Source organism: Hellea balneolensis DSM 19091, from assembly GCF_000428525.1.
Lineage (GTDB): Bacteria > Pseudomonadota > Alphaproteobacteria > Caulobacterales > Maricaulaceae > Hellea > Hellea balneolensis.
This window is the reverse complement of the sequence record NZ_AUAC01000003.1, coordinates 139,323-162,401: the sequence shown is the minus strand read 5'-3', so window position 1 is coordinate 162,401 and position 23,079 is coordinate 139,323. Positions and strand designations below refer to the sequence as shown.

26 protein-coding genes are annotated in these 23,079 nt (G+C 49.3%); 14 read left to right on the top strand and 12 right to left on the bottom strand.

Annotated elements, in window-relative coordinates; all coding sequences use genetic code 11:
- Positions 1-27: 27 nt before the first annotated feature.
- Together parE and F569_RS0106755 are read left to right on the top strand one after the other, a co-directional pair.
- On the top strand, positions 28-1,980 hold the full coding sequence (parE, locus tag F569_RS0106760) for a DNA topoisomerase IV subunit B (RefSeq protein ID WP_034387971.1): 1,953 nt from the start codon (positions 28-30) through the stop codon (positions 1,978-1,980).
- A 141-nt stretch (positions 1,981-2,121) separates the two neighbouring features.
- Positions 2,122-2,757 (top strand): hypothetical protein, encoded by a 636-nt coding sequence (locus F569_RS0106755; RefSeq protein WP_026941580.1) that lies wholly within the window; start codon positions 2,122-2,124, stop codon positions 2,755-2,757.
- Between the two features lie 15 nt (positions 2,758-2,772).
- Here F569_RS0106755 and F569_RS0106750 read toward each other — a convergent pair whose 3' ends face one another.
- On the bottom strand, positions 2,773-3,177 hold the full coding sequence (locus tag F569_RS0106750; RefSeq protein ID WP_026941579.1) for a DUF2155 domain-containing protein: 405 nt from the start codon (positions 3,175-3,177) through the stop codon (positions 2,773-2,775).
- Complete coding sequence (locus F569_RS0106745; protein ID WP_026941578.1) at positions 3,170-3,568, bottom strand: NADH:ubiquinone oxidoreductase subunit NDUFA12; 399 nt, start codon at positions 3,566-3,568, stop codon at positions 3,170-3,172. The genes F569_RS0106750 and F569_RS0106745 overlap by 8 nt, the downstream gene beginning before the upstream one ends.
- Positions 3,569-3,822: 254 nt before the next feature.
- Here F569_RS0106745 and ygfZ point away from each other — a divergent pair, with 254 nt between their 5' ends.
- From ygfZ to F569_RS0106725, 4 genes are read left to right on the top strand one after another with little or no spacing between them, the layout of a single operon-like run.
- Positions 3,823-4,497: a CAF17-like 4Fe-4S cluster assembly/insertion protein YgfZ gene (ygfZ, locus tag F569_RS16910; protein WP_233353616.1), complete on the top strand. Its 675-nt coding sequence runs from the start codon at positions 3,823-3,825 to the stop codon at positions 4,495-4,497.
- Positions 4,484-4,954, top strand: a complete 471-nt coding sequence (locus F569_RS16905) for a GNAT family N-acetyltransferase (RefSeq protein ID WP_084168879.1) — start codon at positions 4,484-4,486, stop codon at positions 4,952-4,954. The genes ygfZ and F569_RS16905 overlap by 14 nt, the downstream gene beginning before the upstream one ends.
- A complete protein-coding gene (locus tag F569_RS0106730) occupies positions 4,951-5,313 on the top strand; it encodes a hypothetical protein (RefSeq protein WP_034387968.1) in 363 nt (120 codons plus the stop codon). The genes F569_RS16905 and F569_RS0106730 overlap by 4 nt, the downstream gene beginning before the upstream one ends.
- Positions 5,310-5,924: a DNA-3-methyladenine glycosylase I gene (locus F569_RS0106725; protein ID WP_154813669.1), complete on the top strand. Its 615-nt coding sequence runs from the start codon at positions 5,310-5,312 to the stop codon at positions 5,922-5,924. Before F569_RS0106730 ends, F569_RS0106725 begins: the two co-directional genes overlap by 4 nt.
- Here the strand turns inward: F569_RS0106725 and F569_RS0106720 are convergent.
- Positions 5,914-7,140, bottom strand: coding sequence for an endo-1,4-beta-xylanase (locus F569_RS0106720; RefSeq protein ID WP_026941575.1), 1,227 nt, complete (start codon positions 7,138-7,140; stop codon positions 5,914-5,916). The genes F569_RS0106725 and F569_RS0106720 overlap by 11 nt on opposite strands.
- 226 nt (positions 7,141-7,366) lie before the next feature.
- Between F569_RS0106720 and F569_RS0106710 the strand changes: the two genes are divergently transcribed.
- Genes F569_RS0106710 through F569_RS0106700 form a run of 3 tightly spaced genes read left to right on the top strand, consistent with a single transcriptional unit; the run spans position 7,367 to position 9,504 of the window.
- The gene (locus F569_RS0106710) at positions 7,367-8,515 is read left to right on the top strand and encodes a beta-ketoacyl-ACP synthase III (RefSeq protein ID WP_026941573.1); all 1,149 of its coding nucleotides are present in this window, start codon (positions 7,367-7,369) and stop codon (positions 8,513-8,515) included.
- A gap of 30 nt (positions 8,516-8,545) precedes the next feature.
- A complete protein-coding gene (locus F569_RS0106705) occupies positions 8,546-8,911 on the top strand; it encodes a hypothetical protein (RefSeq protein ID WP_026941572.1) in 366 nt (121 codons plus the stop codon).
- On the top strand, positions 8,911-9,504 hold the full coding sequence (locus F569_RS0106700; RefSeq protein ID WP_026941571.1) for an HD domain-containing protein: 594 nt from the start codon (positions 8,911-8,913) through the stop codon (positions 9,502-9,504). The genes F569_RS0106705 and F569_RS0106700 overlap by 1 nt, the downstream gene beginning before the upstream one ends.
- Before the next feature lie 18 nt (positions 9,505-9,522).
- On the opposite strand, the gene F569_RS19530 is transcribed toward F569_RS0106700, so the two are convergent.
- Entirely contained in the window at positions 9,523-9,684 is a 162-nt protein-coding gene (locus tag F569_RS19530; protein ID WP_154813668.1) for a hypothetical protein, read from the bottom strand.
- A 157-nt stretch (positions 9,685-9,841) separates the two neighbouring features.
- Here F569_RS19530 and nadA point away from each other — a divergent pair, with 157 nt between their 5' ends.
- The 3 genes from nadA (at position 9,842) to F569_RS0106680 (ending at position 13,124) form a co-directional block, all read left to right on the top strand.
- The gene (gene nadA, locus F569_RS0106690) at positions 9,842-11,014 is read left to right on the top strand and encodes a quinolinate synthase NadA (protein WP_026941570.1); all 1,173 of its coding nucleotides are present in this window, start codon (positions 9,842-9,844) and stop codon (positions 11,012-11,014) included.
- A gap of 92 nt (positions 11,015-11,106) precedes the next feature.
- Positions 11,107-11,601, top strand: a complete 495-nt coding sequence (locus F569_RS0106685) for a hypothetical protein (protein WP_026941569.1) — start codon at positions 11,107-11,109, stop codon at positions 11,599-11,601.
- The gene (locus F569_RS0106680; RefSeq protein WP_026941568.1) at positions 11,598-13,124 is read left to right on the top strand and encodes an L-aspartate oxidase; all 1,527 of its coding nucleotides are present in this window, start codon (positions 11,598-11,600) and stop codon (positions 13,122-13,124) included. The genes F569_RS0106685 and F569_RS0106680 overlap by 4 nt, the downstream gene beginning before the upstream one ends.
- Here F569_RS0106680 and F569_RS0106675 read toward each other — a convergent pair.
- Positions 13,121-13,360: a hypothetical protein gene (locus tag F569_RS0106675; RefSeq protein ID WP_026941567.1), complete on the bottom strand. Its 240-nt coding sequence runs from the start codon at positions 13,358-13,360 to the stop codon at positions 13,121-13,123. The genes F569_RS0106680 and F569_RS0106675 overlap by 4 nt on opposite strands.
- 142 nt (positions 13,361-13,502) lie before the next feature.
- Between F569_RS0106675 and F569_RS0106670 the strand changes: the two genes are divergently transcribed.
- Entirely contained in the window at positions 13,503-14,678 is a 1,176-nt protein-coding gene (locus F569_RS0106670) for an AAA family ATPase (RefSeq protein WP_026941566.1), read from the top strand.
- Positions 14,675-15,538: a carboxylating nicotinate-nucleotide diphosphorylase gene (gene nadC / locus F569_RS0106665; protein WP_026941565.1), complete on the top strand. Its 864-nt coding sequence runs from the start codon at positions 14,675-14,677 to the stop codon at positions 15,536-15,538. The genes F569_RS0106670 and nadC overlap by 4 nt, the downstream gene beginning before the upstream one ends.
- A 117-nt stretch (positions 15,539-15,655) precedes the next feature.
- Here the strand turns inward: nadC and F569_RS0106660 are convergent, their stop codons facing one another.
- From F569_RS0106660 to F569_RS0106630, 7 genes are all read right to left on the bottom strand, one after another.
- A complete protein-coding gene (locus F569_RS0106660) occupies positions 15,656-16,447 on the bottom strand; it encodes a VOC family protein (RefSeq protein ID WP_026941564.1) in 792 nt (263 codons plus the stop codon).
- Positions 16,440-17,567, bottom strand: a complete 1,128-nt coding sequence (locus F569_RS0106655) for a DUF2817 domain-containing protein (protein ID WP_051279498.1) — start codon at positions 17,565-17,567, stop codon at positions 16,440-16,442. The genes F569_RS0106660 and F569_RS0106655 overlap by 8 nt, the downstream gene beginning before the upstream one ends.
- Positions 17,568-17,841: 274 nt before the next feature.
- Complete coding sequence (locus tag F569_RS16900; RefSeq protein WP_051279496.1) at positions 17,842-18,996, bottom strand: alkaline phosphatase D family protein; 1,155 nt, start codon at positions 18,994-18,996, stop codon at positions 17,842-17,844.
- A 49-nt stretch (positions 18,997-19,045) separates the two neighbouring features.
- Complete coding sequence (locus tag F569_RS0106645; RefSeq protein WP_162143751.1) at positions 19,046-19,966, bottom strand: TolB-like translocation protein; 921 nt, start codon at positions 19,964-19,966, stop codon at positions 19,046-19,048.
- Between the two features lie 50 nt (positions 19,967-20,016).
- On the bottom strand, positions 20,017-20,820 hold the full coding sequence (locus tag F569_RS18840; RefSeq protein WP_051279494.1) for a cell wall hydrolase: 804 nt from the start codon (positions 20,818-20,820) through the stop codon (positions 20,017-20,019).
- Between the two features lie 252 nt (positions 20,821-21,072).
- Entirely contained in the window at positions 21,073-21,717 is a 645-nt protein-coding gene (locus F569_RS0106635; RefSeq protein ID WP_026941561.1) for a 2-hydroxychromene-2-carboxylate isomerase, read from the bottom strand.
- An 87-nt stretch (positions 21,718-21,804) separates the two neighbouring features.
- On the bottom strand, positions 21,805-23,046 hold the full coding sequence (locus F569_RS0106630) for an erythromycin esterase family protein (RefSeq protein ID WP_084168875.1): 1,242 nt from the start codon (positions 23,044-23,046) through the stop codon (positions 21,805-21,807).
- Between the last annotated feature and the right edge of the window lie 33 nt (positions 23,047-23,079).

The following is a 23,079-nucleotide window of genomic DNA, read 5'->3' as shown; positions in this document are numbered from 1 at the left end:
ACTTTTTACTTCATACAGACCGCTATAATGACAGATAATTACGATGCCAGTTCGATTGAGGTTCTTGAAGGCCTAGAACCTGTGCGCCTGCGCCCCGGCATGTATATTGGCGGAACGGATGATCGGGCGTTGCATCACCTATTTGCCGAAGTCATCGACAATTCCATGGATGAAGCGGTCGCAGGTCATGCCACGCGGATTGAGGTCGAGCTTAATAAAGACGGCATCCTGTCGGTCGCGGATAATGGACGCGGCATTCCCGTTGGGCCGCATCCAAAATTTCCGAAAAAATCAGCCCTCGAAGTTATTCTAACAGAGCTTCACTCTGGCGGTAAATTCAAAGAAGGCGCTTATGAAACTTCGGGCGGCCTTCACGGGGTCGGCGTTTCCGTCGTCAATGCGCTGTCTGACTTCCTTGAGGTCGAAGTTGCCAAGAATAAAAACCTTTACAAAATGGAGTTTTCCAAAGGCATTCCTAAAGGGAAAATCAAAGACCTGGGCCCGATAAATAATCGCCGCGGCACGAAGGTAAGCTTCCATCCTGATCCTGAAATTTTCGGCCCAAAAGCCAAGTTCAAGGCCGCGCGTTTATTCTGCATGGCCCGCGCGAAAGCCTATCTTCAGCCGGGCGTTGAAATCCGCTGGAAATGCGATCCATCATTGGTCAAAGAACTGGATAAGGTGCCTGAGCAAGCGACCTTCCATTTCCCTTCAGGCCTTGCTGATTTTCTTTCTGAAACTCTCGGCGGCAAAGCGACCATCACCTCTGAAATATTTGCGGGCCGCACGAAAAAACAAACAGGCCATGGCCGCGTGGAATGGGCGATTAGTTGGTCGCCGGAAGGTTACGGCGAGGCTGATAGCTTTGTGCGCTCTTATTGTAACACCGTTCCCACGGCAGGCGGCGGCACCCATGAAGCAGGACTTCGCGCGGCGATTACTAAGGGTCTGCGCGCCTATGCTGATATTGCAGGCATGGGCAAAAAGGTATCCCACGTTACGCCTGATGATGTGATGTTTGGGGCGGGCGCGCTTGTCTCTTGCTTTATCAAGAACCCAGAATTTCAAGGCCAGACCAAAGACCGCCTCTCTAATACCGAAGCCGCGCGCATGGTGGAAAATGCTGTGCGTGACCCGTTTGACCACTGGCTCGCCAGCTCCCCTAAAGACGCAACAAAGCTTCTCGAATGGGCGATTGAACGGGCGGATGAGCGCGTTAAGCGCCGCAAGGCGCGTGATGTACGCCGCAAGACGGCGACCAAAAAACTCCGCCTCCCCGGTAAGCTTGCTGACTGTTCGCGTAAAGGCTCGGAGGATACGGAAATCTTTATCGTCGAGGGCGACTCTGCGGGAGGCTCAGCCAAGCAAGCCCGCTCCCGCGAGACCCAAGCTATCCTTCCGCTTAAGGGTAAAATCCTAAATGTCGAATCCGCGACTATGGCAAAAATTCAAGCCAATAACGAGATTAGTGATCTCATGACCGCCCTTGGTGTTGGCATTGGTAAGAAATTTGAGCTGGATGATCTGCGCTATGAACGCGTTGTGATCATGACTGACGCAGATGTGGACGGCGCGCATATCGCAGCGCTGCTCATTACGTTTTTCTATCGCTACACACCGGGACTCATTGATGCGGGCCGTCTTTATATGGCGATGCCGCCGCTCTATAAGATGACGCAAAAGGGTAAGACGGTTTACGCCATTGATGACGAACACCGCGAAGAGCTAATGCAGACAGTGTTTAAAGGCGCCGCCAAAGTCGATATTGGCCGCTTTAAAGGCCTAGGCGAAATGAACCCCGCCCAGCTAAAAGTCACAACAATGGACCCGAAGACGCGGCAGTTAGCGCGGATAACAATTGACCGCGAAGAGATTACAACAACAGAGAGCCTCGTAGAAACGCTGATGGGCAAACGCGCTGACTTGCGCTTTGAGTTCATCCAAGAGCACGCGCAATTCGTTGAAGAGGTGGATGTTTAGGTGAGTTAGTTTCCCTTCCAGTCTCATCATTACCGCGCTTGATGTGGTAACCTACCCAGTAACTTATCGCCTTGAAGCACCGAATGTTTAGGTAACGATGTATTAGTTGACTCTCAAGCCATGTAATATTATTACATAGGCATGAATTTTATCCAAATTCTCACTTTAAGTTTGCCCATAATAATAAGTTTATGGGCTTCCAGCAACGCCTATGCTTGTTCTTGGGGTTATCCTGACGGAATGACCAGTGAATGGGTCGAAGATAAGGTGGTCTTTTGGGGACGACCTCTTGAAACTAAATGGAACAAATCACGCGAGGGTGTTTCTCCTGAAACTTACACAAACATCGAGGTAATAGAAGAAATTAGGGGCACACTACCCCATAAAATAAAAGTCTATCATCATATGAACGGGGCTAACTGTGGCATTTACTTTCAACTCGGTAAGATTCAGTTAATTGTACTGCCTAAGTCAAACAATCATAACTTCAAAACTAGCTCAATTATAGAAGAGTCAGTTAGTAAGACGATAGTATCAGCTTATGTAAATGATGGGATAGATTTTCAGTTAGAAAAAGTAAGAAGCTTGAGGACATCATTTTATGAAAATGATGAATTTTGCCAGACAAAGATGACTGTTGATATATCTGAGGCTAACCATTGTGAATTAGCGAATGCTTATTTCTTAGCTCAAGAAGCGTATTGGACTAAACTGAAAGAGCTTGAAGAAAAATCAAAAAAGAAAACGTGGTGGCAAAAGCCAGCATGGTTCAAATAATATTATAAGCAAACCCTAACGCAATCCCTGAACCGCAGGAACCTTACAATCTATAACCCAGATATCGTAGACGCCATGATCGAGCGCACTTATCGCGGGGTTGCTGGCGAGCATCCAGCCCGAGAAGACGCGTTCTTGTTCGCCTTCATCGCCTTTACCATCGAGTTTTAGATCATCGATTTGCAGAAAAGCGTAAGTCTCTGGCACGTCTTCGGGCGGCTTTTTTTCGCAATGTTTCACAGCCACTGTCAGAGAGCCATATTTAAGCTCCTCACCGATTTTAACCGTATAGTCTTTGGTCGTGGCGGTCACTTTATCAAGCGTGCGCAGGACAACGGCATGGCCCTTTAGGTTCTCGGCCATAGCCGTTCCGCAGAGTAGCGGTGCCGTAAGCAGTAAAGCTGTAAGGCTCTTACGCATCTGGGCTCCAAGCTTCGTAATCAGCCGCGACCTTGGCGCGTTGTCCGCCGCGGTCTAGCGAGCCCTTAGGCTTATAGGCGTGCACTGTCCCCGTAAGATTCGGACGGTGTTCCAACTCCCACTCATGATCAGGACGGGTATCTTCTGTCGGCACATCTTCATGTGTGTAATTCAGCCAGCCCTGCCATTCTGGCGGAATGCGCGAGGCATCGGCATAGCCTGTATAAGTCACCCAACGGCGCAGACGCCCGTCATAGGCATCGGATTTTTGCTCATAATAGGTATTCCCATAAGCATCTTCACCGACTTTGTTCCCTTTACGGCGGATTTGTAAATTGGTGCCAAATGTTGACCCGTTCCACCACGTAAATATGCGTTTGATAAATAACATTTGGTTTTATCCAGCCTCTTAATTTTTCACCCGCTTATGCCGCGACTCAAAGATAAGGTAAAGCAGGGATGTGACCAAATTTAGGCGCCTCTTTTATTTATTGCGCCTAAGCAATAGGGCTTGATAGGAACGCTCTGCAGGCATATCTGTTCTCCATGCCTATTGCTCAGCTTAATCGTTCCGTCTTTCGCCTCTCCGGAGAGGGCGCGGCCGCATGGCTTGACGGGCTAATTAGTAACAGTTTGAAGGGCCCTATGTCCTTCGCTGCGTTATTGACGCCGCAAGGTAAAATCATTGCAGACTTTTTTGTTACCAAAGAGGGTGACGACTTGCTGCTCGATACACCGCCTAAATTTGCCGAAAGCCTATTTAAACGTTTGCGCATTTATAAGCTCCGCGCGCCCATAGAGATCACCGACATCACCGAAACGCATAATGTCTATGCCATCTGGGATGGTCAGGGCGAAGAAGGCCTTGCCGACCCCCGCCATGCCTCGCTTGGGCGCCGACTCATCACAACGGACTATTTGGACGCGGATGGCGGTTATAACGCCCACCGCCTCTCCCTCGGTGTGGTGGAGAGTGAATGGGATTTTGAGACTGTGACCACCTTCCCCGCCGATGCGAATATGGACCTTATGAACGGTGTGGATTTCAAAAAAGGCTGTTTCGTCGGTCAAGAAGTCGTGTCTCGTATGAAGCGCATGACGACCGTGAAAAAACGCATGCGGACCGTCGGGCATATTGGGACCGCAAAAGCCGGTGATAAAATACTGGCGGGGGAGCGCGTGATTGGCGAAATTTATCACTCCTATGAAAGGCTCGCTATGGGGCTTATTCGCTTAGACCGCCTAAAAGCTGCCGAGGTCGAACCCAGCGTGAACGGCCAAGAGGTAGACATTTTTGGAAGCGTTGATGGCTCAGAATGAAGTTGAAATTCGCCTCGATGATGAAAGCGCTCTGCCCCGCTTTGCCGCGCTGAATGCCGCGTGGATAGAGGATCTGCATTTTCTCGAAGAGAGCGACAAGCTTATGGTCGCCCACCCTGAGATTTATATCCAAAACGGCAATCATGTTTTTAGCGCTCACATTGGCGGCAAAGTGGCAGGGGCTTGCGCGCTAAAGAAACATGAAGATGGCCGTTATGAGCTCACAAAAATGGCCGTTGATACAAAGTTTCGCGGAAATGGCGTGGGGCAGCATTTAATGAGCGCGATTGAAGCCCACGCCAAAGACGTGATGGGATTAGATTATCTTTTCCTGCTGTCTAACACCCGTAACGAAGCCGCGCTGCGCCTCTATGCGCGAAATGGCTGGACTGTTAATCACGAAGGTCCACACCCCGTCTATCAACGCGCCAATATCGGCATGGAAAAATATCTTTGAAACTCTCACTCGACAACCGCGTTTTTATCCCTGTTCATAATAGCGAAAGCGGCGTGGCGAGCGGCAAGACCCGCTTTCATTTCTGGCAAGAAGGCATGGTCTTCTACGCTGATTATTTTGGCGGCGATGTGCGCGAAGGTCATATTATGGGACAGTTCACAGCGGAGAATAAAGGCGATATGCTCTATCATTGCCTGACCACAGATAAGATTCTGAAGGCAGGTAAGGCGAGCGCACTATTCAGTCAAACAGAAGATGGACGCCTTGCCTTTGACCTAGACTGGGAATGGATAGATGGCGATCATAGCTGGGGCAAATCCCGCTATGAGGAAGTGCTCGAAAGGAGCCTCACAAAATGACCTATGACGTAATTCCAGAGATCCCACGTTGCGGCTGGGTCCCACCGACCGACCCGCTCTACACCCATTATCATGATACGGAATGGGGACGGCCAATTCGGGACAGTAAGGCGCTTTTTTCCAAACTCATCCAAGATGGGCAGCAAGCGGGACTGGCTTGGATTACCATTTTGCGCAAACGCGAGGAAATGCTGCGCGCCTATGACGGTTTTGATCCCGACAAGATCATCCATTACACGGATAAAGACCGCGAGAGATTGCTCTCTAATGCTGGGATTATCCGCTCGAAGTTGAAAGTGAATGCCACAATCACCAATGCACATATTTTCGTCAAAATGCGCGATGAAGACGGCATAGATTTTAGCGATTACCTTTGGGACTTTGTTGGCGGCTCACCTATTCAAAATAGCTGGAAAGACTTTAAGGACGCCCCCGTGGACAGTCCCGAATCCATTGCTATGTCCATCGAGCTAAAAAAACGCGGCTTCAAATTTGTCGGCCCCGTTATTCTCTACGCCTTTATGCAAGCCGTCGGCATGATCAATGACCACGCCGTGGGGTGCCATGCCTATAAGCCCTGTAAAGATTTGGGGAATTCTCCTAACCAATGACGTAATTATCATCCGTAATGGCGAGGAAACCCGCTTTGGGTTCACCGTCTCTGTCAAATAAAAGCGGGTGGTTAAAGCGTTCAATCGGTGAGGAATTAAGCCAGCTATCGCCATCCATGACGCCCCACATGGTCACCGACTCGACACTGCTGCGGGCTTTCAGGCCGTTAAACAATTCCCGCATCCGTTGCGCTTGGGTGTTTAAAACCTCTTCCGGAGGATTAGGGCCCATATCTGCTTCGCAATTTGTTTGGCTTTCCCAACATGACCCTGGATTCGTATACACATCCATATCCAGTTCAGTGACATGGTTGATAAGCCCCATAAACTCATTATCGACATCATCAATCGCTTGCAGCGCTTCGCTAATGGATGTGTCTGGGCGGATATGCATTTGATGTCCAACACCATCAATTGGGACATTGCGGTCTTGGAGCCGGCGAACAATATCGATCAACCATCCACGCTTAAGGCTGTTTTCAGTGTTGTAATCATTGATGAAAAGCTGCGCATTTGGGTCTGCAGCGCGCGCGGCAAGGAAAGCCCAATCAAGGTAATCACCGCTGCCTACGGCTTCGAACCATTCCGTGCGGCGGTCTGGGCCGACGCCATTATTACCATTAAAAATATCTGTTGAAACCACTTCATTAACGACATCCCACACAGTGATACGGCCTCTAAAATGTTCTACGACTGTGCTGATGTAAGTCTCTAGGCGCGTTCTGATTTGCGCATTCGTGCCCTGAAGGAAATATGCTGGCGTCGCTTCATGCCACAATAAAGCATGCCCGCGCACCTCCATGCCATTTGCGATAGCCCAATCGACAAGCTCATCGGCTTGGCCAAAATCAAATGTACCTTCATTTGGTGCGATAACATCGGCTTTAAGCTGAAATTCTGGCGTAATGCCGTTAAATTGGGATTGGGCAAGACTTGCGGACATGTCCCCGCGCTGAACCTGAAAGCTGCTGAGCGCCGCGCCCATAACAAAGTCATTTCTGAACGTATCTCGTAAAAGTCCGTCTGTAAGCCCCGTTGGCGGCGGTGGAGGCGGAGGCGGAGGAGGAGGAGGAGGCGGGGGCGGCGGAGGCGGAGGCGGAACAACAGCACTTGGCGCAGGCGAAGACGCAGAGCCCCCACCTCCGCAAGCCGAAAGCAAGAGCGCACTTGCACCTCCCAATAGCTTCAACCTGTCTCTTTTCGAAAACTCTACCATTTAGCCAACCGCTCTTTTAGGACCCACAAAATATCTTGAAATTCGGGCATTTTTTAGCGTTAAGTCACTAATATTCACCCTAGGAACGTGGTTAATATTTGGTTTATGGCGCGGGCCTTGCGCAAAATCGTTTCGCTGTGAGGTGAGAGCGTTTTTATTATTACCTCTGGCGGAACGCATCTGGGGCCGCTAAGACAGCGGATAGAATAAGAGGGAAAATTCTGCCATGAAAGCCGTTATCAGTTCCACAGGTCTCTGGACCCCAACAGACTCCATTTCCAATGAAGAACTCGTGGAGAGTTTCAATGCCTATGTTGATAAATGGAACTCGGAAAATGCTGCCGAAATCGAAGCTGGTACAAAAGCCGCTCTCACCTATTCCAATGCAGAATTTATTGAAAAAGCTAGCGGTGTAAAATCGCGCTATGCGATATCAAAAGGTCCAATCCTTGACCCCAATATTATGGCGCCACGTATCCCTGCACGTCCCGATAACGAGCCATCTATCTTAGCGGAAATTGCGGCCCATGCGGCCAAAGACGCGCTCGAAAAAGTAGGACGCAGCCCTGAAGATGTCGGCGCAGTCATCGTCGCCTGTTCCAATTTACAGCGCGGCTATCCCGCCGTCGCCGTAGAGGTACAGGACATTCTTGGAACATCAGGTTTTGCCTTTGATATGAATGTCGCCTGTTCCTCCGCAACCTTTGGCCTTGAAACGGCGCGGGGACTTATTGTCGGCGGACAAGCCAAATCTGTCCTTGTGGTAAACCCTGAGATCTGCACCGCGCATTTAAATTTCAAAGACCGTGACGCGCATTTTATTTTTGGTGATGTTGCTACGGCAATCCTCGTCGAAGCTGACGATGTAGCCCCTGCGGAGCATTGGGAGATTATCGGCTCTAAGCTCGTCACACAATTTTCCAATAATATCCGAAATAATTTTGGCTTTCTTAATCACTGCGCCCCTGAGGATGACGGCATGACAGGCGAGCGCGGAAAGAAAGGTCTGACTGATAAGCTCTTTGTTCAAAATGGCCGCAGCGTTTTTAAAGAAGTTGTGCCCATGGTGGCGAAAATGATTAGCACAGAATGCGAAGCTAACGGCCTCGATCCACATGAGCTCAAACGCATGTGGCTTCACCAAGCGAATTTGTCCATGAACCACCTCATCGCTAAAAAGGTTTTGGGCAAAGATGTTGAGCTTGAAAAAGCCCCCGTTGTTTTGGATGAATATGCCAATACGAGCTCGGCGGGCTCTATCATAGCCTTTCACAAATATAATGATGATTTCAATGATGGCGATAAAGGCCTGATTTGTAGCTTTGGGGCGGGATATTCTGCGGGCGCTATTTTTGTGCGCAAAGTCGCTGCTTAATCCGTGTGGCGATGGATAAGTAAATGGTGGATGAACCGCCGTTTGGAGCGCGCGCGCAGCAAACTGATTATTGACGTCGAAAGTGACGATAGCGGCTTTGTCGAGCTACCTATTCTCGATCCCTATAGCCGCGACTATCGTCCTGTGCGCGGCGAGGTCTTACACGGTTATCAAAAGCTGAAAGGCTCCAAACTTTACATCACCAATAAAGCTTTTGCCGTGCAAGGAGACCTAAACTTTCGAAAAGGGTGGAAGAGCATTGGCGACGTTCAATTTCATTTAGATGGTTATAAGCTCTATCCCCGTAATGGCCGCGCGCGATTCTTTCCTTGGAGAAAGTTTGACCCTGACATTGCGGTCTTAATAGACGTGATGCTCGCAAGTGCGGAGCTGTAATGGCTAAATCTCCGCCCGCCCGCGCTTGGCAACGTATGTTGTCAGGTCGCCGTCTCGACCTGCTTGACCCTTCGCCTTTTGATATTGAAATTGAGGACATTGCGCGAGGCCTTGCACGTGTGGCGCGGTGGAATGGGCAGACCTCAGGCGATCATGCTTTCAGCGTTGCAGAACACAGCGTTGTCGTGGAACATCTCTTCACCACGCTAAACCCGAAATCGACCCGCGAAGACCGTCTTACGGCCCTGCTTCATGACGCGGCGGAATATGTAATTGGCGATATGATTAGCCCGTTTAAGGCGGCGCTTGGGATTGATTACAAAGCCTTTGAAGCCCGGCTCGAAGAGGCGATACATTTGCGCTATGGATTGCCGCCTAAAATGGCCCCAGCGCTAAAGAAGAAAATTAAACAATGCGATCTGTATTGCGCCTGGTTCGAAGCGACACAAATCGCAGGCTTTGACCCCGTAGAGGCAGATAAATTTTTTATCCCGCCCCCAAGAGATTTAAAAGTCACTATCGACCCGCTCTCTGTCGTCAAAGCAGAACAGCTCTTTTTAGATAGGTTTGAAGCGCTAAATGAGGGAGCCTAGAAAGAAAGTGAAAGAGAGCTATGGCGTCACGCTCATCAGCTCAATATCATAAAGCGCACGGCAATAATCCAAAGTCTCTGTTTGGGTTGCATAAAACAACGCACCTGCAACCATAAAGAAGCTGCCTGCCACCAGATATCGCAATAAGCGCTTCGTAGATTTCTCTATGACGTCTGACATGACTGACATCTCCTATAACGTGACAGTATAGATAAGCAGGACGAAAATTAACCTTTTATGAACGAGGATGAACAAAAGGTTAACGCCGAAAATCAGTGGTAAAACGCATCGCCCCTCCTTATATAGTGGGGACTTAAGCCTTAGGAGGACGACGCATATGGGTAAGGAGCTCATCAATTGGGAAAATGGCCGCTGGATTGGCCAGACCCTCGAAGTTGAGAACGGAGTCTGCGCCATGCCGGGCAACGATATTGATGGCTTGCCCAAGGGCCTCGTTTATGACGATGAGGTCAAAGCGGCGACTGATCATCTTTATGACGAAGTCTCAGATTTCATTCCAAAATTTGAATGGCCTTCTTATGCGCCGCTTGTTCATGCGATCAACACGCTTAAGAAAAAGAAAAATGCCGTTATCCTGGCCCATAATTATATGACGCCAGATATCTTCGGCCTTGTAGGGGATTATACAGGCGATAGCCTTGGCCTCGCCATAGAAGCCACGAAAACCGATGCCGATATGATTATCCAAGGCGGCGTGCATTTCATGGCGGAGACATCAAAAATTCTCTGCCCCAATAAGCGCGTCTTTATCCCGTCCATGCGCGCAGGCTGTTCCCTCGCCTCTTCTATTACGGGCGAAGATATTAAACTGATTAAACAGCGTTATCCTGGTATTCCCGTTGTAACCTATGTCAACACCTCAGCGGACGTGAAAGCCGAGAGCGATATTTGCTGTACTTCGTCAAATGCCGTGGCCATTGTTGAGCATATCTGCGCCGAATGGGGCGTGGACCAAGTCATCATGCTGCCCGATGAATTCCTCGCCAAAAATGTGGCTAAGCAAACCAAAATTGAAGTGATAGCTTGGCATGGCCGCTGCGAAGTCCATGCAAGATTTAGTGCCCAAGACGTACGGGATATGCGCGAAGCTCATCCCGGCGTCGTCGTGTTGGCGCATCCTGAATGCCCGCCCGAAGTGGTCGCAGAATCTGATTTCACAGGGTCCACCAAAGCGATGAGCGATTATGTCAGCGACAACAGCCCGAAGAACGTTATCCTGCTCACAGAATGTTCCATGTCCGACAATGTCGCCATGGAAAATCCAGACACAGATTTCGTGCGCCCCTGTAACCTCTGCCCCCATATGAAACGCATCACGCTAGAGGGTATCTATGAGTGCCTTCGCGATGAAACCAATGAAGTGCTGGTGCCGGAAACGATGCGCAAGAAGGCGCATAAAGCTGTGATGGATATGATCAATGTAAAATTCGACGCCGTGAAGGGGCACTTCGACTCGAGCCTACCTGAAGTTGATGTGAAGGTAATTTAGTGCGCTTTTGGTCAAAGACAAAATGTGCACATAATGCGCAAAAAACGCGAATCCTTATGGCGCTCTTTTGTGCCGCACAAGGATATTAGCAAATGCCTGGCAAAATTATTGACGCTAATAACAATGTTCTCTTCGAGTTTTCTGAAGGACAATCCGTCGCAATTTTGTTATCGGGGCTAGTTACGCGGGCGAAGTTTGGGGATAAATTTGATAATGACTTATTAGCAAACCCTTGGGTTAACGAACTACTGAAATCATTAATTGATGCCGAGCCTGGCTATTCTCCTGTTTCAGGCAATGAGATGGATTTCGGAGCACCCGACTACTATTTAAAAGAAGGGTTCACGCAACAAGACTGGAACCTGAAGGACTTTTTCCGGGAGATTACTTTACACCTAAGTAATAGCGCTCATTTACTCAGTAGAGAAGGTTGGAAAACAATGAATACCACAGCCCGTTCCAAATTTCTGCGCTCAGTTGTTTTCCCTCAACCAATATCAAATATGCGGATTCAGGATATGATAGAAGACATCGATGGTGCACTTGAAGCTTCTGCGTCAGTTTATAATCCTGACTATAAACCATGACCCTAGGCTCCCTCGAAACAAAACGCCTCCCCGCGGGCTCTGTCCTTGTCGTGGGCGCGGGACTCGCGGGCCTCTACCTCGCGCTAAAACTCGCCCCTCGCCAAGTCTATGTCCTGACCTCTCGGCGCTCCTCTGTTGGCTCGGCCTCGGCTTGGGCGCAGGGCGGGATTGCAGCAGCGCTATCGCCTGATGATACGGCGGAAGTCCACGCTAAAGATACGATTGCAGCAGGTGATGGGCTGGTGGATCATCACATCGCCCATATCCTTGCCAGCGAAGGGCCTGACCGTGTGAGAGATCTTGCGAATCTCGGCGTGCCTTTTGACCGTAATGATAAAGGCGAGCTTTACCTCTCCCTTGAAGCCGCACATTCTATGCCCCGCGTGGCCCGCGTCAAAGGCGATACGGCGGGTGCGGAGATTATCAAAGTCATGGTCAAACGCGCACAAGAGGCTGACCACATTGAAGGCCTGATTGGCTGGCGCGCGGAAAGTTTGCTCACCGATGGCCATGGCGGCGTGGCAGGGGCTTTGGCACGTAATGATGAAGGTGCTTTGCTGGGTATCGAAGCCGATATTACGGTTATGGCCACAGGCGGCGTGGGCGGGCTCTTTGCCGTTACGACCAACCCGCGTACGGCACGCGGTGATGCGCTGGGTATGGCGGCTGTTGTTGGCGCAAAGATGCGAGATATGGAATTTGTGCAGTTCCATCCCACCGCAATAGATATAGGCCGCGACCCGGCTCCGCTCGCCACCGAAGCCCTGCGCGGCGACGGCGCCGTGCTGACCAATGCCAAAGGCGTGCGCTTTATGCCGCGTTATCACGAGCAAGGCGAACTGGCCCCCCGAGATGATGTGGCTAGGGCCATATTTGCTGAAATAGAGGCGGGACGTCAGCCTTATCTGGATTGCCGCAAAGCCGTGGGCTCTCACTTCCCCGAAGAATTTCCGACTGTGTTTGAAAGCTGCATGAGCGCAGGCATCGACCCGCGCACGCAATTAATTCCCATCGCGCCCGCTGTGCATTACCACATGGGCGGCATCGCGACGGATAGTTATGGGCAGAGTAATTTGGACGGACTTCTGGCTGTCGGAGAATGCTCTGCCGTCGGCGTTCATGGAGCGAACCGCCTCGCCAGTAACTCCCTGCTCGAAGCCACAGTCTTTGGTGGCCGCGCGGCAGACTATATTAATGGGCGCGATTGGAGCGAGAAAAAGGCCGGCATGATACGCAGCCAGCCTTGGCTCTCTATGGGGCCAGAAGTCAGTCAATCCCTGCGCAATGCCATGACCGCAAATTGCGGCGTACGCCGTAACGCTGCGAAATTAAATAAGCTTTTGGCTCATATTGATACCCTTATCGAGCAAGTCGGCCGTGCCAATCCACTAATCGCGTCAAAAATGATAGCCGCCTCAGCCCTCGCGCGCGAAGAATCTCGCGGCGGACATTTCCGCGATGATTTTACGAAGATGAAAGACGAAGCCGTCTCAAGCTATATCACTTATGACATGTTGGATTAAATATTGTTGTTAAGCTCGTCCTGACACTTCAAATCTTTTAGGACTTCAAGAACCTCTTGCAATCGGCTTGGCTCGCCGCCAGATAAACCTTCTGCAGAGGCGCGGATAAGCGCTTCTTCATCATCATGCCAACATTGGAGAAGTTTGACTTTCTCTGCATCAGACAGGCTTTTATCTGCCGTAAGCTTTGCCGGCGTTCCATATTTTTTATAATCAAGTTTTACAGGTGATGTCATGTCAAGTCTCCTTACAACTATATAACGATGAATAATGGCTTTTGTTCCCTGAATATGAGCCCATATAAAATGTAAATATACCACTATTACCCATTTATATCTAAAACTTGCTATATATGGATAAACTCCCTATATTTGGCTTATGGATGAGATTAGAAACCCCTTTGCGCCCAGCGCAGGATCGCAGCCACCGGAGCTTGCGGGGCGGGATGATTTGATACGTTCGGCCGAAATTGCTATTCAGCGTATATTGCGCGGCAAGCATGACCGCTCGCAAATATTGCTGGGTTTACGCGGGACGGGAAAGACCGTTCTTCTTAATAAGATTGAGAATATCGCGCTCGACAATGACCACATGACATCCTTTGTCGAAGCCCCTGACGACCGTAATCTGGCGGAATTGCTCTATCCTAAAATCCATCAGGTTCTACGCAAACTCTCATTCGTCGAGGACGCTAAAACAAAAACCCACGCCGCGCTGCGCAGTTTACGCAGCTTTGCCGGCGCGTTTAAAATCACTGTTGGAGATGTCTCAATCTCGGTCGACCCGCAGCCCGGCTCCGCTGATAGCGGTATCTTGGAATATGATTTAATAGATTTATTTTTTGCCGTGGGCGAAGCGGCACAATCCGCAGGACGCGCTTGGACGCTACTGATTGACGAAGTACAATATCTGTCCAAGCCCGAACTTTCCGCGCTCATCGTTGCCATTCACCGCATGAACCAAAAGGGATTGCCGATTTTATTTTTCGGCGCAGGCCTGCCGCAAATCGCGGCGCTGAGCGGCGAAGCTAAATCCTATGCAGAACGGCTCTTTCTGTTTCCCAAAATTGGCGCACTCAACGATAGCGCCGCAGCCGCCGCTATCCGACTTCCGATAGAAGACGAGGAAGAGAGTATCACGAATGACGCCGTAGCCGATATTATCAAAGTGACAGAAGGCTATCCCTATTTCCTACAAGAATGGGGCTTTCAGGTTTGGAACATTGCGCAGACCTCCCCCTTCACTCGGACGGATGTAAAAGACGCCTCCATCAATGCACTGCGCAGATTGGACGAAGGCTTCTTTCGTGTGCGCTATGACCGCCTCACGCCCAAGGAGCGGGAATATGTATTGGCTATGGCTGAGCTGGGGGACGGGCCGTATAAATCTTCTGACATCGCCGACCAATTAGGCGAGAGCGTCAACACACTCGGCCCCCGCCGTGCTAAAATCATTCACAAAGGTATGATTTACAGCCCTGAACATGGTGACGTGGACTTTACCGTGCCTATGTTTGCAAGTTATCTTCGCCGAAATTTTCTGGATAAAGCATGACCAAACTTACGCCTCTTCCCCCGACAGTTATTGAACCTATGGTGCGCCGTGCCTTGGATGAGGATTTTGGCAATAGCGGGGACCTCACCGCTAACCTGCTCGTCCCCGCAAGCGCCAAAGGCAAGCTCATGATGCGCTCGCGCGAAGTCGGCGTGATCGCTGGAATGCAAGCTGCGCAGATGACTTACTCTATGGTTGACCCTCGCGTAAAATTTACGGTCAAAAAAGGCGATGGTTCCAAGGTCAAAGGAGGCGACATCATTGCCACCGTCGAAGGACCTACGCGGGCGCTCTTATCCGCGGAACGGGTCGCGCTGAATTTCCTTGGCCGCATGTCGGGTGTGGCCACCCTCACCTCGCAATATGTCGCTTTAGTGAAGGGCACAAAGGTGCGCATCGCCGCCACCCGCAAAACCACGCCAGGGCTGCGCGCAGTTGAAAAACAAGCCGTCCTCGCGGGCGGAGGCTTTACTCACCGCGAGAGCCTCGCCGCAGCTATCATGATTAAAGATAACCATATCGCGCTAGCAGGCGGGGTTGATAAAGCCCTCAAAACCATCGCCAAAAACGCCGATCACATGACCAAAGTCAGCGTCGAAGTGGACACACTCGCGCAACTGAAAAAAGTACTGAAATACGCCCCGGATGTTGTGCTACTTGATAATATGAGAGCAGAGAAATTGACCAAAGCCGTTGCCATAGTCGATGGATTTGACGGTCCTCGCCCGACGCTCGAAGCTTCTGGCGGTGTAAACTTAACCACCGTCAAAGGCCTCGCCCAGACTGGCATCGATGTTATTTCTATTGGGGCACTCACACATAGTGCCCCGAATTTCGATATCGGAATGGATGCAAGTTAGAAGGGCCTGAGCCACACAAAGTCTTTAGGGATAGCGCCTAATTAAGGGCTCATATTTTTGTTAAAACATCCTTTTTTCGGACGTTAGCTTCATCATCTCGTATTTCAAAAATAAATATTACCCATCACGGGAAGAAATCATTATTCTCATTCCAAAGGTTTTCCTTGGATCGAGTATTGTCTCTTCCTCGCGAGACCCTTTAAGCTGCAATGCGATTTTTCCTTTGTGATGACTTGCATCGACCAATTCTAGGCGTTTTCCATCTGCTAAATAAGACAAGCTGCAGTTCGAATTTGACTTACCTTTTAAAAAACAGGCATCAAATCGACGGGTAGCCTGAGTTATATTGCGAGTTGCAATCCAGATTTTACTTATACCCGTCACACCATTTGGATGTGGAGCTGTAGGCACTGGTATGCGCACATCTATTTTCGATACATCTGAAAGAAGGAAGGGTAAATCAACATTCTTCAAGCTACCCAAAATCCATTTAGCAGTGCGACCATCCGGTCTCTCACGCGAAAATTCCTGACTACCTAGGTTAGTAAGTTCATTGCTTTCCCAATGTTTTAACGTCTTCTCAACGTCTTTGACACGAATGCACCAATCAATACTGCCAAATTTATACGTCACCCAAGGCAGAAGACGCCACTGCAAATCCATCTTCCTGCGGGCAATTAATTTCAGAATTCCAGTCAAAGCTGCTAGCCGAATGTACTTCCTAAGCCGTGTTCGTTTTAAGGCAAGTAGTTCTAAATATGTTTGATCATCAAAGACAATCAATGCGTTTTCAGTTGCTTCATGTTCGCCGCCCAAAACAACATTAAAGCCCAAAGCTGAAAAATTTGAAATCGCGTCTCGAAGGTTTGGAACAAAGATAACAATATGATCTAAGCAAATATCACCCATCAGTTTTCTTCCAGCTTGAAAGGCCTTGCATGGTCTGATTCAAAATAGAATACCCTTCCTTGATCACGCTTTCACGCCAAACTGGATCATTTGGGCAGAAACGATGTCTTATCTGATTAATATGTGCAGCCTGTTTTGCTGGCTCCGAGCCGAAGTCTTCACACCGTAGCCAACGGTCTAGTAAGAGGGCTTGTAACATTTTCTGATTAGAAAATGTACCAAACTCAATCACGGCGGAGGTAGTCTCAGCGCCGAGTGATTGGACCTTGTCCTTGACTGATTTAAGTAGCAATCCAGAATAATCGGGCCGATCATTGCCGTCATATCCAGCCGCGTCATCATTAACAGCAGCCCCCCACCAAGTCTCAGCCCTTCGAAATTCGGGCGAGTTAGGGGAGTCGAAACATAAAAAAAACGGTTCCCCATAAGAACCGATACCCGTATGCCAGTCGATAATGGCCACCTTTTTAGCATTCGTTAAGTTCTCAGTTACAATTTGATTGAGCATTCTATTAGACCATTCAGGGGCAAAGCCGCCAAACCCGATACCGTCTCGGCGTTCATACTGACCACCCGTAATCTCATTGACAACTTTGCTTTTGCCATGCCGAATAGCCAAGCAGAGCAAGTTTGCGGCCACAATCATATTACGAGGACCTTTTGGTTTCGACACGCATAGTGCATTCTGAACCTTTTCGGTTAATGCTGTGGCTTTTGGCTGATCTGAAAAGTCAATAAAATTACGATTGAGGTCGACATTGTTTTCTGTTGTGCGGCTATAGTAAGCGCTTCCGTAAGCATTCACGGAATGAACTAGTAAAACGCCAATATTTGACGGAAGGGCGCTTTGGAAATTATCAACCCAAAGCCGCTGCATTGCCGATCCGCTAAACAGCTCCAAGCCGTGTGTCCCGCTTACCATAATTAATACGGCGTCTGCATCCTTAGGGCCATACCAGGCAGTATCTATTGCGAACTCAGTACCGTCTAGCTGAGGTGAATCAGGATGGAGATATGTTCTTAGGATGCCGCCAGTCGCGTTTACCTTTTTCAGGAATGAAGTTCGCGCTTCATCATAATTTTCAAACGCATACTCTTCTGCAATGGCTCCAAAGTTCACAAATCTTTCCTCTAATTCAATGCAAGAGATATTTTCTGGTAGGCACTACTGAAACTCTTCACATCACCTAGAGATTCACCGCCTAATATTTTACTCAAACTTAGAATACTTCTCGAAAATTTGGAGAACCCTTGCCGTGTTTTCAACTCTTTTGAAGCAATTGATAGAAATTAGTTTACGAAGCTTAAGCCTCTCGCTAAGGCCAGCTATTGTTCTGAGCGGACGCCTTATTTTGGTCCTCTCAACACCTTAACTCACAGCCCCCTTCGCCTTCCTAAAACTCAACCGTCTCTACAAAGCTGTCATTGCCCGGACTGACCAAGCGCACTTTGGCTTGGCGTTTTTCCCAGTCGATGTCCATGAGGCCGTAATTGACGTCAAATTGCATTGTTGTTGTACGGTAAGGGCCGTCCTCGATGCGAGTTTCGCCGCTTTCTGCGCGCCACTTACTGGCCGGGAGGTTTAGCGAAGATGATGTGAATTCATGAAGCGTATAGGGCGCGACGCCTTCGCGCTTATAAAAGGCCCCCGCATGGCGGTCGCCCGAGAGCATAAGCACATCATTCGCGCCTGTCTGCGTAATCATGTTGTAAAGCCGCTCACGCTCGGCAGGCATGGTGCGCCACGCTTCCCAGCCATGACCGTCGGCAATCACTTGGATGGATGAGACGAGAAGGCGAAGATCGGCGGGCTTTTGAAGTTCGCCTTGAAGCCAATCCCATTGCGCTTCGCCCAACAATGTGCCGTTATCACTTTCCAGCGGCACATAACGCTCTTTACCGGGGGCATTACGTTTGTCAGTGGCCTGTAGATAGGTTCTGAAACTTCGTGTATCGAGCAGGATGACTTGAACACGCTTGCCCGCCTCGCCAATAATTTGAGAGGTATAAACACCGTCCCGTTTGCGGCGGATATCATTTTGCGGAATGGCCCAGGCGTCGAGGAAAAGCTCTTTGGCTTGATCTTTGAACAAGTAATCTGCCCCGCCATCATTGGCCCCGTAATCATGATCATCCCAAATTGGCATGACAGGCACTTGGGCGCGGAAATTTGCAAATTCTTGATGAGAGGCCAACTTATTATAAGAGCTGCGCATTTTTGGCATAGACGGGTCAGAAAAAAGCGGGTCGCTGCGATAAGCGTCGCCGTAAATATTATCGCCCATAAAGATAAAGGCGTCAGGCTTTTCCGCCGCAATGGTTGCCCAAATCGATTGATCTTCTTTTTCCGACAGGCAAGAGCCAAATGCAATACGGGTCAGAGTTTCAGGCAAAGCCTTGGACGGCATTGGCGTGACGGCTTGGGCGGCTTTAGAAGAGGACACCATAGAGCTCTTCGAGGGCGTCGCCGTTGTTTCGCATCCGACCATAGCCAAGGCCCCGATTGAGAGGGCCGTCGTCAGCGCAAGATTTCTACCTAATTTCATCATAACAGAACCTTACTTTATGAGCATGACAGAGATATGTCAGAGACCAAATTTAATCTTTATAAGCAGCTTGCCATATTTGGATAAGCCCCGCCACTCCGTCTTTGCCCGGACGTGTGGATGAAAACACAATGGACTTACCGTCAGGCGTGAGTGTGGCAGCAAAGTCAGAATAAGAAGAATTTATATGAGGGCCGAGCGGCATAGGCTCGGACCAGACTCCATCAACCTTTTTACTTCGGTGAATATCACCATTTCGCGTGAGCAGCATTGTGGCCCCATCAGCACTCATCCAACTTAGTGTATCATTGCCAGCCGTATTGATTGGCGCAGGTAAAATTTCCGGTTTGGTAAACCGGCCATCAGGTAATTTACGAGAAAGGTAAATATCACGCCCCCCAGCGCCGCCTTCCCGTTGAGTCCAGAAGTAAAGCTCGCCAGTATCTGTCAATTCAGGGGCTGTTTCATTATAGAAATACTCGATCCTCCCAAGGCGTCCGCCGCGGGTGAGGTTAAGCGCTTCGCCCTGCAACGCTATGGGCTTGGCATTTTTGTCACTTAGATCCAAAGACCAGAGGTCAAAGTCCTCCATCGGGCTTTCGGACAGCTTCTCTGCGCGCTCGCGCGACCAAGAGAACAGAAGAGTCTTCCCATCCGGCGTCACGCTGGGCCAATCCACCCGCGCGGTCTCCCCGTTATACCCCTTAAGGGACAACCCCAAACGTTCCGGCTTCGTCCAAGTCCCGTCCTCAAAACGTGCTATGTGCAGGGTTTGAGGACAGTTTCCAATATTAGCGCATTCTGAAAGGGCAAAATAAGCGGTTTTCCCATCAGGCGTAAAGGCAGGTGTAAGGCTTATCTGTCCTGGCTGTGACAAGGGATGTAAGGTGGCGGCAGAATGTTCACTGGCAAAAGCTGGGTGAGACTGAATTAAAAAAGCAGCGCCTAAAAGTAGTAGTCTAATCTGAATCATAATCTGCATACGCTTTTATTGCGCTTACAGACGTTCTCACCTGATGATCTCTAGGTCGGCGGGGCGACGTTTACGCTCGCGCTTTTGGCCGGGCGTTCTTTGAATTTAAAGCGGTAAAATTTGTGATAACCAATTTGTTTCGTGGGGCGCAGATAATCTGACCAAACCGGGTTTACGGCCACAGTATGATAATGCGTCGAACGGTCCGTGAAAGGTTGGACGCCGCCTGTTATCACGAGGGCCGCCACATCTTTGGAACGCACCCAATGTTTGCCTATGGGCTCTTTCATGGTTGAGCCATCACAGGTGAAGCTGAACTGACAGCCTGTTCTGCGCTCGGCACCTTGATAAACAACGCCGCAAATTGTGTTAGGGTAATGCTTAGATTTAACGCGGTTGAGAACCACTTCAGCCACAGCTTTTTGGCCTGATTTGGTCTCTGAGCGAGCTTCGTAATAAACGGCCTCGGCCAGACAGCGATGCTCTTGGGCTTTAAACTTTGCTGTGTCGAAAACGTCCGGCTCAACGGCCAGTAAGTCTTCGGTCATGGCGACATCGCGCATAAGCGAATTAGCGAGGGTTTTGTCGAGATGATAATCACTTAGCGTTTCGGCAAGGCCCGAAATTTTAACCTGTGACAGATCTACGCCTTGGAAAGCTTCGGCCCGCGCTTGCCACACAGCCGACTCACGCTGGCTTGCAGCCTTTTCCGCAATGGCGGGAAAGGCCCATGCCGCGCCGGCAATCGCTGTCATAGCAACAGCCCAGCCCGCAAATATATAACGCTTTGGTCGCATATAATCTACCATAGCGGCGGGGCCTATAGCCTCCGCCTTGTCGTTACAATGCTTCATCTCACACCCCGTGAAAGAATCATTACAACTGTGCTCTTATGGCAACAGATTGCCTTACTCATGGTTAATCAGCCCTTAATTTTGTGTAGAGTATTAGAAATACTCACAGCTTTAACGCGATAATCTCGCATTCGTTCCTCTATATAGGGATGAAAATTAGAAATTTCACTCTAATGGTAAGAGTTTTTAGGGCTATACATGCCTTTCATAGCCTAGGCTCAACACCGCATCGGCGGCCCATATAAAACCAAGCTAAGCCTTAGCCAAACCCAATTTTTCGAGTCTCCAACGGAGCGTGTCGATACGGTCTTGACCAAAAAATGGCTCTCCTTTGACAACCATAGTCGGGACACCCCAATGTCCTGCCGCGTCCAGAGCTTTTTGATTATCTTCGATTTCGTTCAAATGGGTATCGCCCTCTATAGCTTTTTCCATCTGCGTAAAATCTAATCCAGCCTCGGCGGCGGCCTTGGCAAGGTAATCACCTACATGCCAATTTTCTGTCCCGCCCCATATATGGCGCGAAACATTCACCGCAAATTCTATGCCTTTACCTTGGCGCTGGGCTTCTACGCCCAATTTACTTATCCAGAAAATATAAGGCTGGTCTTCGGAAACCTCAAATGTCTGTTGGTTTTGCGCGACAGGGTCAGGTCTTGGAAAGGCTAAAGGCATCCCCAAAAATTCCGCGCGGCGCAGACTATCCATCAGGATATACATGACGGGCTTCATATTAGACGGGTCGAAAAGCGCGGCTTTTGACCGAACGGCAATTGGCAAGACGACGCGCAGATTTACATCAACGTCGAAATCTTCTTTCAGCTTTAAAAGGTCAGGCGTAACCAAATAAGAATAGGGGCTGCGAAAAGACCAATAAACGTCAACTTGTTCTGCCATGAATTATACTCTCTTATTTGCAATCGCTGCTTGAGCCGCAGCCAATTTCGCGATCGAAGAGATTATAGAAGAAGTCGCGACTGCATTCTACTGCAATTCTTCATTACTCTTAATTGGTGGTTTTTGTTCACGAAAGATAACCATACCATCAAGCAATGAGCTCCAATCCCTTACTTGGTATGAATTAGTCATAGCCGCCGCAGGAGCCTCGCCAAAGCGCATGAGCTCTGCGGCGGAAAGAAATGCTACATCGCCGTGCGTGATCTCAAAGGTTACGGCTTCTATGGAACTTTCAGGTGCGGCGGGTAAATCCGATATGCCGCGCCCCATCAAAGAATGACTGCCTGTCAAAGACGAAAATCCCACGACATATGCGTCTTCCTCAAATTGAGAGTTGATCAGGGCGCCAAAGTGTGGGTCATTATTAGAGAGATCAAGCACTGACCCGCTTTTAGCAGTATGAACAGTAGCGCCCCATATAATGGTTTTGGGAGTGTCACCACGACGATTAAACCAATACTCAAAATTCTTATACATCGACCTTTCGCGGCCAATAATTCGACTCCTGTTATTGATCAAATCCCGATGAACCATACGGTAAAGGCTTTCAGTCATCGCGGCATGCGGGTCATATGGCTCCGCATCTGACTTGCCCTCCACTATATTTTTTAAACAGGAGAGGATGAATTGCTTTTTAGAGACGTTATAGGGGTCATCTTCAGCAAAAGAGTAGAAAATCCTTTGGCTGAGAGCCGCGCGACACTCATCTTTCCGTACTTTAACCATGCCTTTAGTTTCAACCATGCCTTTAGTAATGTCGATTGGCATGACGAAATTGGCATAGTCTTGCCCTCTACTCCCAATCTGGTCATCAATACCACCAATTGTGAGCGACCCACTATTTACAGCTTTGTGAAGGAAGTTAATTAAAGGCCCCATCTCAACTTCATCGCGCCATAGAAAGCTAATAACCGCTTCTACATCTTGGCGGTCAACCATGCGGCCTTCTGAAATATCTCGATTTACCTTTACAGCCTCGTAAAGACTACTTTCAAAAAGCAGAAGAGAAAAGCCACAATCCTCGATGAGGGCTTGGGCTAGTTTAGCTTTAAAGGCTACCGTCGTCCCTTCACCGTGATTAGGACCCTCGCCCAGAAGGGCGATTTGTTTGTCACACAAAGCTACCTTGACCCTCTTAAAAGCTCCATCTTGCACATCTGATAGGGCGGCGGACGATTCAGAGGCCACCTCGGTTACGGAGCAAGAAGAAAAGGAAAACGTTATAAAGGCTGCGAATACCAGATTCATCAATCTGCAAAAGTAGCTCATATAATTAATCCTGAAAAAACAGAGCTAGTCCTA